This window comes from Lysobacter sp. TAF61 (genome assembly GCF_052113485.1).
Classification (GTDB): domain Bacteria; phylum Pseudomonadota; class Gammaproteobacteria; order Xanthomonadales; family Xanthomonadaceae; genus Lysobacter_J.
The window spans coordinates 506,484-520,010 of the sequence record NZ_JBFRDH010000003.1 but is presented as its reverse complement, the minus strand read 5'-3'; the positions used below and the strand labels follow the sequence as shown (position 1 = coordinate 520,010).

The 13,527-nt window shown below is 66.4% G+C and carries 10 protein-coding genes and 1 pseudogene; 9 read left to right on the top strand and 2 right to left on the bottom strand.

Going from position 1 to position 13,527, the window contains the following annotated elements:
- Positions 1–414: 414 nt before the first annotated feature.
- Positions 415–1,134, bottom strand: coding sequence for a MarC family protein (locus AB4Y64_RS10015; RefSeq protein ID WP_441816291.1), 720 nt, complete (start codon positions 1,132–1,134; stop codon positions 415–417).
- A 244-nt stretch (positions 1,135–1,378) separates the two neighbouring features.
- Here AB4Y64_RS10015 and AB4Y64_RS10010 point away from each other — a divergent pair, with 244 nt between their 5' ends.
- The 5 genes and pseudogenes from AB4Y64_RS10010 to AB4Y64_RS09990 all read left to right on the top strand — a co-directional run.
- Entirely contained in the window at positions 1,379–2,818 is a 1,440-nt protein-coding gene (locus AB4Y64_RS10010; protein WP_441816290.1) for a Wadjet anti-phage system protein JetA family protein, read from the top strand.
- Positions 2,815–3,501: a DUF4194 domain-containing protein gene (locus tag AB4Y64_RS10005; protein WP_441816289.1), complete on the top strand. Its 687-nt coding sequence runs from the start codon at positions 2,815–2,817 to the stop codon at positions 3,499–3,501. Before AB4Y64_RS10010 ends, AB4Y64_RS10005 begins: the two co-directional genes overlap by 4 nt.
- Positions 3,488–6,925, top strand: coding sequence for an SbcC/MukB-like Walker B domain-containing protein (locus tag AB4Y64_RS10000; protein WP_441816288.1), 3,438 nt, complete (start codon positions 3,488–3,490; stop codon positions 6,923–6,925). Before AB4Y64_RS10005 ends, AB4Y64_RS10000 begins: the two co-directional genes overlap by 14 nt.
- A 142-nt stretch (positions 6,926–7,067) precedes the next feature.
- Positions 7,068–7,694: a response regulator gene (locus tag AB4Y64_RS09995; RefSeq protein WP_441816287.1), complete on the top strand. Its 627-nt coding sequence runs from the start codon at positions 7,068–7,070 to the stop codon at positions 7,692–7,694.
- A gap of 142 nt (positions 7,695–7,836) precedes the next feature.
- A pseudogene (locus AB4Y64_RS09990) lies at positions 7,837–8,175 on the top strand (CBS domain-containing protein); the annotation flags it as partial.
- A 150-nt stretch (positions 8,176–8,325) separates the two neighbouring features.
- Here the strand turns inward: AB4Y64_RS09990 and AB4Y64_RS09985 are convergent.
- Positions 8,326–8,679 (bottom strand): hypothetical protein, encoded by a 354-nt coding sequence (locus AB4Y64_RS09985; RefSeq protein ID WP_441816286.1) that lies wholly within the window; start codon positions 8,677–8,679, stop codon positions 8,326–8,328.
- Positions 8,680–8,950: 271 nt separating this feature from the next.
- Between AB4Y64_RS09985 and AB4Y64_RS09980 the strand changes: the two genes are divergently transcribed.
- The 4 genes from AB4Y64_RS09980 (at position 8,951) to AB4Y64_RS09965 (ending at position 13,520) form a co-directional block, all read left to right on the top strand.
- Positions 8,951–10,273 (top strand): sigma-54-dependent transcriptional regulator, encoded by a 1,323-nt coding sequence (locus AB4Y64_RS09980; protein ID WP_441816285.1) that lies wholly within the window; start codon positions 8,951–8,953, stop codon positions 10,271–10,273.
- Complete coding sequence (locus AB4Y64_RS09975; RefSeq protein ID WP_441816284.1) at positions 10,270–10,479, top strand: hypothetical protein; 210 nt, start codon at positions 10,270–10,272, stop codon at positions 10,477–10,479. Before AB4Y64_RS09980 ends, AB4Y64_RS09975 begins: the two co-directional genes overlap by 4 nt.
- Positions 10,461–12,317, top strand: a complete 1,857-nt coding sequence (locus AB4Y64_RS09970; RefSeq protein ID WP_441816283.1) for a PAS domain-containing hybrid sensor histidine kinase/response regulator — start codon at positions 10,461–10,463, stop codon at positions 12,315–12,317. The genes AB4Y64_RS09975 and AB4Y64_RS09970 overlap by 19 nt, the downstream gene beginning before the upstream one ends.
- Positions 12,318–12,464: 147 nt before the next feature.
- Entirely contained in the window at positions 12,465–13,520 is a 1,056-nt protein-coding gene (locus tag AB4Y64_RS09965; protein WP_441816282.1) for a glycosyltransferase family 4 protein, read from the top strand.
- Positions 13,521–13,527: the final 7 nt, after the last annotated feature.

Genomic DNA, 13,527 nt, shown 5'->3' with positions numbered 1-13,527 from the left:
TGCTAGTTCCAGAACGAGCGTTCAAGCGAACGCCCGTGCAGATATTGCTTTGGCGTGACACTTCATTTCGATTTCAGGTACGCGTGCGTCGGTGGTGGCTCGGTGGACCTCCGGGACCCGCTTGGGGCGGGCAAGAGTGATAGCGCTATCATCTGGCCGCAGACTAAACATTAAGTTTCCATACATGTCACCGTGCACTGCAGCAAAGTTTGGCTAATGAATCGCCAAATTGAGTGTCACGGACACCCTTCCGCCCGTGCTTTGTGATGGTTTCATTCGCAACGATCCCCCCGCGCCCGCCCGGACCCCCATCTGGCTGAGAGCGCTATCAGTCCCGTACGTCCGATGGCGGCCTGGCAGGCCAGAGGACGTGCATCGGGCCGATGCAGCGCACGGCGTTGGCGGCGCAGCCAGTCAGTTCGCCGCCGGCCCGCCCAGCAGCACGCCATAGGACTGCAGGAATTCCACTGTGCCGTGGAATATCAGGCCGCCGCCCATCGCGGAAACGAAGAAGCCGACGATCCTGGTCGCGGCGTCCACGCCCTGCGCGCCGATCCTGCTCAGGATCTTCTTGGCATAGAGCAGCGAAACGTAGGTGCACACCACCGCAGCAGCGATCGCCGCGACCACCACGGCAAAGGAGATCACCAGTTGATCGGACTTGCGGATCAACGAGGTCAAGCCGATCACCGTGGCAATCACGCCGGGGCCAAACATGATGGGCATGGCCAACGGAATGAAGGAGACATCGCCGCTGTTGCCCTTCCCGGCCGACAGCATGCTGTTCTGGCTCGGCGAGAACAGATCGAAGCCGATCCGCATGAGGATCACGCCACCCACCACGCGCACCATGCTCAGTGGCACGCCGAACAAGCGCAGAAGCACGTTGCCGAACAGCAGGAAGAACAGGCACAGCAGCAGGACATTGATGCATGCCTTGCGCGCGGTCCTGCGCCGTTCCTCATCGCCCTTGCCATCCATAAGGCTCAGGAACACCGGAATGGCTTCCAGCGGATTGATGATGGCCAGCAGGGTCGTGAACAGACTGAAGAAGAGAGTGACCTGGGCCATCGGCGTCGGCGACTTCTCGCCCCCTCGGTTCCGGCAAACGGAGCACCGAGTCTTGGCGCGCATCAATCACAACAGCGTGAGGAATGGGCCCGGCGACGCCTGCCGACGCATTCGCGACACCGGGCATCACTTACCAGATATCAGTCACTTACAGCACATATCAAATGCGCTGTGGCAAATCGCCATGCAGCGCGATTCCCACCCAACCCCTGCCGGGATACATTTCCTTCCACGCGGCGCCCTGACCACCAGCGGCCGCCCGCATCAGGACCAGCAACGGCAACCAGGACCGGCATCGGAGTTTTTTTTGACTGAGTACAGTTCGCCGGCTCCGCCGCTGTTCGCTGTTGTTCCTGACGGTCTTTTCGGACCCCTCGCCTCCTCCAACCGCCTGCATTACTGGCAACTGCTTTGCCAGTTGTTCGCTGAGTTCTTTGGTCCCGACGCGCCGATGCCGCCGAGCATCGGCTTCCCGCGCCGCGAGATCACCTCGGCCATCGAGCGCTACCTGCTGACCGACGACCCCTGGGAAGACGACGGGCAGGCCCCGGACGCGCCATTGGCGATGCGGGCCAATGCCATCTACGAGCGCTTCCGCGCCGCCGGCTGGCTGCGCCAGGAGCGGGTCGGTGCGCGCGAGATGGTGGCGATGACCCACGCCGTGGCGCAGTTGCTGGTGGCGCTGATGGACTTCGCCGAACGCGGTCCGGCCTTCTTCGGCGCCAAGGTGCGCTCGATCGAGCTGCAGTTGCAGCAGGTGGTGGCCGGCAACGCCGGCGGCGACAGCCTGGACGAAGCAGCCGACCAGTCGCGGCAGCTGTTGTCCTATGTCGCCGCGATCAGCGTGCAGGTCCGCGACCTGATGCCGGAGCTGATCAAGGCCGAAAGCACAGCCCAGTTCGCGCGGCAGCTGTTCGAGCGTTACGTCGGCGAATTGTTCGTTGGCGACTATGCGCAATTGCACAACGCCGACCATCCCCTCGCCCGCCGTACCGCGATCCTGGCCATGGTTCGCGATATCGAACAGTCCGATCTGCGCGGGCAACTGATCGCGTGGTACCAGGAACGCGCCACCGGCGGCGACCGTGTCCGCGCCGAGCAACGCCTGCAGCGCAGCCTGCGACGCCTGTACGAGATCGATCGCATCGACGAGTACCTGGCCCGGCTCGATGACGACATCCGACAGGCCAATCGCCGTGCGCTGGCGTTCCTGGACTACCGGCTGCGCGCGCCCGACAAACTCGACGTGCTGCTGCGCCGCGCCTGTCGAGGTGTGCTGCAGGCGCCTGAAGAGTCGCTGCGCCTGCCGGTCGCACCCGGCCCGCTGATGGACGAACAAAGGCTGCGCGCGCCGCAGCAGCGGGCCAGGCCCATTCCGCGAACGGCCAACACCAGCCGCGAGCCCACGCCCGAACAGCTGGCGCGACTGAACCTGCTGCGGCAGATGACGCGCTCGCGCCTGGTCAAGCCAGAGGACCTGCGGCGCTACGTAGACCGTCACCTGGATGCCAACGGCCGCATCGATTCGGAGGCCATGGAAATCGCCAGCATCGAGGATTTCCGCGCCTACCAGACCCTCATCACGCTCGCATTGCGCAGCAGCCGCCAGGGCGGCCTGCGTCGCGACGATCCGATCCACAAGATGCTGCAGGGCTTCCGCATCCAGCTGAGCGATGGCGAACACACCGCCAACGACTTCCTGGCGTCGCCCCGCTTCGTCCTGCAACGCACGAGGAATGCCGCATGAAACGCTCATGGGCCACGTTGAGCCAGCTCGCCGGCGGCATGTACACCGCCCAGGACTTCGAGCGGGCGGCCTACCGCCTGGTCACCGAACAGGTGCTCTACAGCGCAGACCGCAAGTCGCGCAATGCCTACCACCTGGTCGAAACCTATCTGGCCGATTTCGCCGCCGCGCTGGAACCGCTGGGCATCCGCCTGGAGCGCAACGCCCACTTCCGCTACGTCACCGCACTGCCGGTCCACGGCGAAGGCACCGCGGTGAGCCTGGATGAAACTCTGCTGATCCTGGTGCTGCGCCAGCGCTACGACGAGGCGATGCGCCAGGGCCAGGTCGAGGACCACGGCGACGTGCAGGTGGAGCTGCCCGACCTGCAGGAGGCCTATCAGTCGCTGACAGGTCGCGAGCTGCCCGAGACCGGCGCGCTGCGCAGCCAGCTGCGCGCGCTCAAGCGCTGGTCGGTCTGCCGGACGATGGATTGCGAGCCGGGCGACCCGCAGCCATTCCGGATCCTGGTGCGGCCGGCAATCGTGGAGATAGTGGGCGCGCAGTGGCTGCAGCGCCTCGATCAGCACAATCAGCAGGACCTGCAAGACCAGGACACCGCTGCGGCCGCCGACAACGACGCGGCCGACGCTGAAGAACCCGCCAGTGAAGAAAGCATGGAGGCTGACGATGTATCAGCTTAAGCGCGTCCATCTCATCCAGTTCTTCCTGTTCCAGGCGCAGACGCTCGAACTCGACCTGAGCACGGCGATCATCGCGCCCAACGGCGCCGGCAAGAGCGCGCTCCTCGATGCGCTGCAGATCGTCATGCTCGGCGGCGACCGCAACCAGATCCGCTTCAACGCACAGGCCGGCGGCAGCCACCGCGCCCGCACGATCCGCGACTACTGCCTGGGCGTATACCGCTCCGGCGACGACGGCCGGGACCGCGACACCGCCACGACGTACCTGAGCCTGGTCTTCGAGGATCAGCAAAGCGGCGAGACACTCACCGCGGGCATCGCGCTGGCGGCTTCCGCTGCCGAGCCCGACCACCGCGTCAACGGCCTGTACCTGTTGCCGCGCGTGGCGCTGACCCTCGACGACCATCTGGAGACACTCAAGGGCGAGCAGTTGCCGCAGGAATGGTCGCGCTTCCGCGAGCTGATCGCACAACGCTGCAAGGCCGCCGGCAGCAAGGCCGAGCTGCACAGCAGCAGCGACCGCTTCATCAAGGACCTGCTGTACCGCCTGCGCCCGGGTCCGACCTCGCAGCTCGACGCGACGGCGTACCGCAAGGCATTCCAGAACGCACTCAACCTGCAGCGGGTCAGCGACGTCGACCTGTTCGTGCGCACGCTGGTCGCCGAGGAACGGCCGACCGAGATCGGCAAGTTCCGCGCCCTGCTCGACGGCTTCCGCCTGATCAAGGAGAAGATCGAACAGGTGGCGCGTCGCATCGACGAAGCCGAACTGGTCGAGCAGCACTACAAGAAGGTCGCCCACCAGGCGACGCGGGCGGCCTCCTACCGCGCGCTCGGTGCCGAGTACCAGCGCGACCTCCACTCCGAACGCGTCGATGCCGCCGAACTCGCGCTCGCCGACTCGCAGCAGTCCCTGCGCAACAAGCGCCTTGCCCTGGCCCAGGCCCGCAGCGATCGCGAGAACGCCCGCCTGGCCGCTGACGAAGCCAGCAAGCGACTGCAGGGCACGCGCGGCTACCATGAGCAGGCCTCGTTCGAGCAGCTGACCGCTCCCTATCAGGAAGAACTGGCGCGCCTGAAGAAGGAACTCATGCGCAGTGCCGGCTTCGTCCGCGACCAGTTGCTGGCCGTGGGCAAGCTCGGCCTGCCCGGCGTCGACACGCACCTGCTCAAGGCCGCCCTGACGCCCTGGCAATCGCTGTACGACCAGTTGGCCGCCCTCGTCGCCGATGCCGACATCCTGGTAGCGCCGGAAACCCTGCACGACGAACTGCGCCGGGCACTCGAGCGGGCCGCGCCGATCATCGCCGCGGTCACCGCTTACGAGCGCGAACGCCACAACGCCCTCGACCAGGCCCGGCAGACGGCGTTGACCGCGCGCCAGAACCTGACCCGGCTCAATGCCGGCCAATCCGAACTGCGACCCGACGTCGCCCGGTTGATGAGTTACCTCGCCGACGCCGGCGTGCCGGCGCAGCCGGTCTGCGACCTGGTGCAGGTCACCGACCCGGCCTGGCAACGCGCCATCGAAGGCTACCTGCGCAGCCACGTCGAAGCGCTGCTGATCCCGGCCGAACACGAAGAGCAGGCGGTGCGCCTGTACCGCTCGCTGCAGGGCGCGCGTTCGGTCTATGGCGTCAAGCTGGCCCTGTGCAGCCATGCGCGCCAGCCCAAGGCCGACACAACGCCGGCCGCCGGCCAGGTCGCCGCGTTGCTGGCCGGCGACAATGCCGACGCCCTCGCCTATCTGCGCCGGCAACTCGGAGATCTGCGCTGCGTCGCCACCGAAGCCGAAGTCGTGCGCAGCCGCCATGGCCTGAGCCAGGACGGGCTGGTCGCCAAGGGCGGCGGTGTGGAACGCATGCGCCTGCCCGCCGCCAGCGAACTCAAGATTGGCGCATCGAGCAGTCGCGAGCGCCAGAAGATGCTGCGCGAGGAACTCGACAACGCCGAGAGCCGCATCGGAGAACTGGAGGCCCAATGGCGCCCGGTGCACGCCAGCGCCACCGGCCTGGCCCGCATCGGCAGTGCTGAAGACATGGCGCGCGACGCCCACGAGCTGCTGCTGAAGCATCGCCAGGCAGCCGCGCGCTATCGCGCCCTGAAGGACAACCAGGACGCGGCCAGCGATCCCGACCTGATCCGTCTCAGCGAACAGGCCCAGGAATGGGAGCGCCGGCGTCAGCAACTGGAAGACCTGGTCGAGCGCCTCGTCGGCGAGGAAGCCGTCGCCACCGGCAAGTGCGCCGAGGCCGAAGCTGCCCTGCAGGCACTGCTCGAGCAGAGCGATGCGATCGCGCGCCTGGCCAGTTCGGCATTCGCCCATCCCGACGTCGATGCCAATCTGGTCGAGCACCAGCGCGAGGAGCTCGACGAGAAAGTCGCCACGCTCGCCGAACGCCAGCAGCGTTGCCAGACCCGCGCCGACGACAGCGATCGCATCCTCAACGGCCTGCTTCCGGAAGCCTGGCGCGGCCTGGCGCAATACGGCAAGGATCACGGCCTGGCGCTCGACCTGGAGCCGGGGCAATGGCGCCAGGCCAATGCGCTGTTGCACAAGGAGATCGAGCACCTCAAGGGCACCGAGCTGGTCCAGCACCAGGCCGCCGCCGACGAAGCCTATGCCACGGCCGTGGAGACCTTCCGTTCCAACGTCGCATCGGCGCTGTACGACAACTTCACCCGTCTGCGGCACCAGATCAACACGCTCAACCGGACCCTGCAGCGCAGCCCGGCGTTCTCCAACAACGAGCGCTACCAGTTCAAGTACGACGTCGCTCCGGAGTTCCGCGACCTGCACCGTTTCATCAACAAGGCCGCCGACGTCGGCCAGACCGACACGCTGTTCGGCAGCGCCGGCGAAGTTCCGCCGGCCTTCCGCGACATCATCGAGGACAAGGTCGGCAGCAAGGGCGCAACCACGGCGTCGCCGCTCGACGATTACCGGCGGTTCTTCAGCTTCGAAGTGGTCATCAAGCAGGACGAGACCGTCATCGGGACACTCAGCGAGCGCATGCGATCGGGCTCGGGCGGCGAACACCGCGCGCCGCTGTACGTCATCGCCGGCGCCGCCCTGGCGGCCGCCTACGGCAAGGCCGAGGGCCAGCAAGGCGGGCTGGGCGTGATCATGCTCGACGAGTTCGGCGACAAGATCGATGCACAGAACGCGCGCGCCACGACCAACTACCTGCGTTCACTCGGGTTGCAGCTGATCGTGGCCGCGCCCGACACGGCGCAGGGAACACTCAGTGGCGTGCTCGACAGTTACATCGAGCTGTTCCGTGACGGGCCGTTGCTGCAGGTCGAGCGTGTCGTCGTGCACGGTCGTGGCCGCGAACTGCTGGAGAGCGACCAGTTCCAGCTGCATCCGGAACTGCTCGACGCCGAGATCAGGAGAATCACGCTGGAACCTGAGAGCGCCTAGCGGATTCGGCAAGCACGCAAGCAGCTTGCCGTATACGCACAAGGCGCCGGCCACATTCGGCAACATTTCGGATGAATCGCGGCGACCCTGGGGAAATGCCTTATTCTCGGGCTGCTCCTTCCCATAGCCATCCGAGGCGAACATGCGCATCGTCTTGGCCGACGATCATCCGATCATTCGCAATGGTGTACGCACCTTGCTGGAGCGCGACCACGGTCTGAAGGTGGTCGCCGAGGCTGCCTCCGCCGATGAACTCCATCGCGTCCTGGATGCAGCACCATGCGACCTGATCATCACCGACTTCAACATGCCAGGCGGTCGCATGTCCGACGGACTCAGCCTGCTTGGAATGTTGCGCCGCAAGTGGCCCGCGCTGCCGGTCATCGTGTTGACCATCGTCAGCAATCCCGGCGTGCTGCGTTCGATCCTCTCCACCGGCGCACGCGGCCTGGTCAACAAGACCGAGGCGCTCGACGAACTGCCGCAAGCCGTGCAGGCCGTGGCGCAGGGACGCAACTACGTCGGCGCCGCGATGGAACGGGCGCTGCTGCAGGAGAGTGAGGGGGACAAGGAGAAGATCGCGCTCTCGATCCGTGAAGTCGAAGTCTTCCGCCTGTTCGCGTCCGGATTGACGGTGTCGCAGATCGCCAGGCAGCTCAACCGCAGCGTCAAGACGGTCAGCCGGCAGAAGGTCGATGCAATGGCCAAGCTCGGGATCGAGAACGACATCGACCTGTACTCCTACGCGCGCGAGCACGGGCTGCTATAGCGGCGTCGACGACAATTCGCTCACGTCACGCTCACGCGCGGCAACCTTCGTGCCTTCAATTACGTCCTGATCCGCATAACTTTCACGCGGCTGGAAGTTCGGCTGTGCGAGGTTGGACCCACGAGATCGCAGGAGCGCAGATATGAAAGTTGGCGAAATCATGACGACCGATGTGGTCCTCACCGACCCGGCCAAGAGCATCCGCGAGGCCGCCGAGACCATGAAACGGATGGATGTGGGCAGCCTGCCCGTGGGCGAAGGCGACCGGATCGTCGGCATCGTCACCGACCGCGATATCGCCATGCGCGCAGTGGCCAACGGGTTGGGATCGGATACGCTGGTCCGCGATGTGATGAGCGAGGCCATCCATTACTGCTACGACGACGAAGACGTCGACGACGTCGCGCGCAACATGGCCGACCTGCAGGTGCGGCGACTGCCAGTCATCAATCGCGAGCGCCAGCTGGTGGGGTTCGTGTCGCTGGCCGACTTTGCCTACAGCGGCGACGAAGACTCCTCGGAAGAGTTGCTCAAGGGCGTTGCCCGTCCGCATTAAGCCTGTTTTCCAGCGTCAGCGACGCATGCGGCGGCCGAAGCCGCCGCATGCACCGTCCCCTGGTTGCCTTTCGCCTCAAGCTGCGTTGTCCAGGCCACATTGCTCCGCGGGCCTGCGCGCGCCCTTCCCTGTCTGCTGCTCCATCAGCCGCGTCCATGCTGCGCGTGCCACCGGCTGCGCTTCGTACCAGTCCAGGCGCGAGCTTCCGCGGACCCGGAGGTAGCTCTGCTCCAGTTCGTCGAGGCAGTCGTCGAATGCCTGACCGCGGAGGTAGGCACTGAGACCCAGCTTGACGGCGGGGAGGTAGTCGTCACTGCGGAACACCACCACGTACTGACGGTAGTGCCGCATCCACGACGCGATCTCGCGCTCGATATCGACCACCTCAACCACGTTTGAACGCGTGCCATAGAACAGATTCGTATTCATCCTGCCTCCTGTTGCATGCCTCTTGGTTCAGTGCTTCCGCATTGGGCCGACGAAGAATCGACGGACCGGCGCGAAAGCTCGACGCAACTACCGTGCCATCCCCTGACCCCCTGCAGCCGCGCTGCGGCGGTCGTGGTTCACCCGGCGTTGCGATCGAGATGCAGGTTTTTCCGCGCAAAGGAAAATGTTGCCTGACCAGGGCCGCACGCCTTCAATGCGCGTTCACCGCGATCGGAATAGTCTTCCGGGACGAACCGCTGGAGCTCGACCGATGCCCGCATCGCTGCTGATCGTCGACGACGACCGCGACTTCACTGAATCGGCAGCCGACTTCGCCCGACTGCGCGGTTTCCGGCCCTACGTTGCCCACTCGCTGGAGCAATCGCGCCAGTTCAGCCACCTGCCACCGGTGGACCTGCTGTTGCTCGATCTCGAACTTCCGGATGGCAACGGCCTTGACCTGCTCGATGATCCGGCGATGCCCGAGCACGGCCAGGCCATCATCGTGACCGGCCAGCCCTCGGTGCAGTCGGCGATCCAGGCCGTCTCCCGGCCCGTGGTCGATTACCTGCTCAAGCCGTTGTGCCCGATCCAGTTCGACACCCTGCTCAAGCAGGCGGCGGCGCGCGGCGTCACCACCGCGGTCACCGATCGCCATGGAATGGTGGGCCGCTGCGAAGCGATGTGCCGGATCCACGACGACATCGATCGCGTCGCTGCAACCGACGCATCGGTGCTGATATCCGGCGCCAGCGGCACCGGCAAGGAACTGGTGGCCAGGGCCATCCACATCGCCAGTGGCAGGACCGGACCGTTCGTCGCCGTCAATGCCGGCGCGATCGCACCGGAGTTGCTGGCCAGCCATTTGTTCGGCCATGAGCGCGGCAGCTTCACCGGCGCCAGCCACCGTCATGCGGGCTATTTCGAACAGGCCCACGGTGGCACGCTGTTCCTCGACGAGATCACCGAGATGCCGCCGGCACTGCAGGTCTACCTGCTCCGCGTGCTGGAGACCGGGACGGTCACGCGCGTCGGCGGAACCGAAGCTATCGCCACCAATGTGCGCGTGCTTGCCGCGACCAACCGCGATCCGCAGATGGCGCTCGACGCCGGCAACCTGCGCGAGGACCTGTTCTATCGCCTCGCCGACTTCCAGATCACGATGCCTGCGCTGCGCGAGCGTGCGACCGACGTGACGTTGCTGGCGCAGTATTTCCTCGATTGCCTCAACGCCCGCCACGGCACCGCCAGGCGCTTCGCCGATGGCAGCGAGCGCGTGCTGATGCGGCACCCGTGGCCCGGCAACGTCCGTGAGCTGCGCAGCACCATCCAACGGTCGTACCTGTGCAGCGACGGGCCGCTGGTGCGGATCCGGGCGCTGGAGCAGCGGGCACGTACCATGGCAATGGCTGGCGGCATGATCGGCTTCGGCGTCGGAATGAGTTACGCCGAGGTCGAGCGCGAGATGCTGGTACGCACCCTATCCCACTACGACAACGACCGCGGCCGCACGGCGCAGGCGCTGGGAGTCAGCGTGCGAACGATCCAGAACCAGCTCGCACGCCTGCGCGGCGATGGCGACCCGCGGGCATGAGCGACGCCCCGGCGAGTGAACAAGTGCGGCGCTGGCGTCACAGTCTGCGCAACGAACTCAACGTCATCATCATGGCCACCTCGACTGCGTCGGCCCTGATCGAGCACGGTGAAAGCCTCACGCGCGTGCGCGAGCACCTCGCCCGTGCCGAGGCAGCGTCCCGGCGCTGCCGCGACCTGGTCCAGGAATGGCCGGACAGTACCTGAGCAAGCCGCTCCCGCACATCGCGCTGCTGGTCGGCGATGTGGTGGTGGCGCTGCTGCTGGGCGCGCTGGGTTCGCTCGCCTATGGCCTGCCGTCGCCGCAATTGCCGATGACGTTCGGCTACGCGGCGGTGCTGTTGGCCGCCGCCATGTTCGGTCACCGCTGCGGATTCCTGACGGTCGTGGCCATAGTCACCATGGTGCTGGTGCGCGGGCACGCCGATGCCGGCCCCATCGACATGGCGGCCTTTGCCGCGGTCGCCGGCGTCCTGGCCTGGCTCGCCGGCGAAGTGCGCGCCAGCCGAAGACCCGGCGACGTGCTCAAGCGATTCCAGGCCGACCGCGAGCAGCGCGCCCTGCTCGACCACCTTCCGAAGATGGTCTGGGTCGCCGAACCCGACGGCACGATGCGTTACCACAACCGCTACTGGTTCGAGTACACCGGCCTGAGCGGCGACGAGGGCTGGCAGGCCATCGTCCACCCCGAAGACATGCGTGCCGGCATGGATGCGTGGCGCGATTCGATGGCCACAGCGCAACCGCTCAACCTGGAGATGCGCTTCCGCCGCGCCGACGGCAGCTACCGCTGGCACCTGGTCAAGGGCGTTCCGATCATCGGCGCCGATGGCAAGGTGCATTGCTGGTACGGCGCCAGCACCGACATCGAGGACCAGAAGCGTGCGGTGGAGACGCTGGCGCTGGCCAATCAGCGCATCAGCCGTTTCCTCGCCGTGCTGAGCCACGAACTGCGCAACCCGCTGGCCGGCGTCACCACCGCCTCGGAGATCCTGCGCCGCGACGACACCGACGTGCCGCAGCGGACGCAGGCGCTGGCGACCCTGCAGCGCCAGAGCCAGCACCTGCGGCGGATGGTCGATGACCTGCTCGACATCTCGCGCGTGACCCAGGGCAAGGTCGAGCTGCGGCGCAGCCTGGTCGAGATCGGCGAGCTGCTCGATGAAGTGCATCGCGACAACGTGCCCATCGCCGCCCAGTATGGCGTGGTGCTGGTACCGCCGACCCATGAAGGAACGTGCCACGTCCGCGGCGATCACGCGCGCCTGCGGCAGGTGCTCGACAACCTCGTGTCCAACGCCATCAAGGCGAGCGCGCGCGGCCAGCGCGTCTTCATGTCGGTCGACGAGCACGACGGCGAATCGATCATCACCGTAGGCGACGAAGGCCAGGGCCTGGATCAGGACTTCGTCGCGCGCATGTTCGATCCCTTCGTGCAGTCGCCCACCTGGCAATCGCGTGGCCTCGGCCTGGGCCTGAGCATCGTCAAGCACATCACCGAGCTGCACGGTGGCCAGGTCAGCGTGCACAGCGATGGCCCCGGTCGCGGCGCGTACTTCACCTTGAAGCTTCCATGCGAATCATCGCCCGAGGCGTGCGGCTGCGACGACGAGCCATTGCGAATCGCTCCGGCCGTCCACGCCCATGTCCTGATCGTCGAGGACGAGCTGGAGAACGCGCAGGCGCTGCAGACCCTGCTCGAGCTGGAGGGCCACCGGGCGAGCATCGCCACCGATGCCGACTCCGCGCTGCGGATGGTGCGCGAGGATCCCGCCGACGTAGTCCTGTGCGACCTGGAACTCAGGGAGGGGCTGTCGGGCTACGACGTGGCGCGGATGATGCTCGACTCGGACAAGGCTCCCTACCTGATTGCCTACAGTGGCTACGGCCAGCAGAGCGACCGCGACCGCACGCGCCTGGCCGGCTTCCAGAAGCACCTCGTCAAGCCGGCGACCATCGCCGAGATCCTTGCCGCCATCGACGAGGGTTTGCGCTCTGGCCAGCGGCCGGTGCGTGGCGCCAGCAAACCCGCAATCACGTCCTAGCAACCGGCTCGCGGCCCGGCAAGAGTTGCGCCGGGGCGAAACACATTCCGTGCGTCCCCTCAAAGCCCCGTTAAGGCGCGATTCCCGCGCGCGGATACACGCAAAAGAACGACGCGACGTACACCGCTGGCGTCGTAACGTGAGCCAATGCGCATTGCCCAGATCGCCCCTCTCTATGAGGCCGTACCGCCCTTGCTCTACGGTGGAACCGAGCGGGTGGTTGCGCATCTCACCGATGCGCTGGTCGAGGAGGGTCACCAGGTCACGTTGTTCGCTTCGGCCGACACGTGCACCCGCGCCGAACTGGCAGCCATGCGCGACCAGGCCATCCGACTGGACCCGGCGCCCCTGAAGTCGGACCTGGCCGCGCACCTTTCCATGCTGCACGAAGTTCGCCGGCGCGCCGACGAGTTCGACATCCTTCACTTCCACGTCGACCTGATCCACTTCCCGTTCTTCGAGCGCTGTGCCGAGAAGACCGTCACCACGCTGCACGGGCGCCTGGACCTCAAGGACCTGGCCAATGGCTACGGCTGCTGGCCGCAGTTTCCGCTGGTGTCGATCACCGACAGCCAGCGGCATTCGATGGAAGCACTGAACTGGATTTCGACGATCCACCACGGCCTGCCGCAAGCGCTCTACGACTACTCGCCGCAACCGCGCGGCGGATACCTCGCGTTCCTCGGCCGCATCTCGCCGGAGAAGCGCGTCGACCGCGCGATCGACATCGCGCGCAGGGCCGGCCTTCCGCTGCGCATCGCCGCCAAGGTCGACGCCGTCGACCGCGAGTACTTCCGCACCCGGATCGAGCCCCTGCTCGACGCGCCTGGAATCGAGTACATCGGCGAAATCTCCGACAGCGACAAGAACCGCTTCCTCGGCGACGCGCTCGCCCTGCTGTTCCCGATCGACTGGCCGGAGCCGTTTGGTCTGGTGATGATCGAGGCGATGGCCTGCGGCACGCCGGTGCTGGCCTGGGATTGCGGATCGGTACCGGAGGTGATCGAGCCTGGTGTGTCCGGATGCATCGTGACGTCCGAAGCGCAGGCCGTCGCCGCGCTCGCCGCACTGCTGGCGCTGGACCGGCGCAGGATCCGCGACTGCTTCGAGCGCAGATTCACTGCCCAGGTGATGGCCAAGGCCTATGTCGAGGTGTACTGGCGCCTGCTGCGTGAGGCCGCACAGCAGCGCCGCGCCGGCTGAGGGACAG

What these genes read in the sequence shown, in the direction of transcription:
- AB4Y64_RS09980 (WP_441816285.1), top strand. Translation starts at nt 8,951, where the DNA reads ATGCCCGCATCGCTGCTGATCGTCGACGACGACCGCGACTTCACTGAA.
- AB4Y64_RS10015 (WP_441816291.1), bottom strand. Translation starts at nt 1,134, where the DNA reads ATGCGCGCCAAGACTCGGTGCTCCGTTTGCCGGAACCGAGGGGGCGAG.
- AB4Y64_RS09975 (WP_441816284.1), top strand. Translation starts at nt 10,270, where the DNA reads ATGAGCGACGCCCCGGCGAGTGAACAAGTGCGGCGCTGGCGTCACAGT.
- AB4Y64_RS10000 (WP_441816288.1), top strand. Translation starts at nt 3,488, where the DNA reads ATGTATCAGCTTAAGCGCGTCCATCTCATCCAGTTCTTCCTGTTCCAG.
- AB4Y64_RS09970 (WP_441816283.1), top strand. Translation starts at nt 10,461, where the DNA reads ATGGCCGGACAGTACCTGAGCAAGCCGCTCCCGCACATCGCGCTGCTG.
- AB4Y64_RS10005 (WP_441816289.1), top strand. Translation starts at nt 2,815, where the DNA reads ATGAAACGCTCATGGGCCACGTTGAGCCAGCTCGCCGGCGGCATGTAC.
- AB4Y64_RS09995 (WP_441816287.1), top strand. Translation starts at nt 7,068, where the DNA reads ATGCGCATCGTCTTGGCCGACGATCATCCGATCATTCGCAATGGTGTA.
- AB4Y64_RS09985 (WP_441816286.1), bottom strand. Translation starts at nt 8,679, where the DNA reads ATGAATACGAATCTGTTCTATGGCACGCGTTCAAACGTGGTTGAGGTG.
- AB4Y64_RS09965 (WP_441816282.1), top strand. Translation starts at nt 12,465, where the DNA reads ATGCGCATTGCCCAGATCGCCCCTCTCTATGAGGCCGTACCGCCCTTG.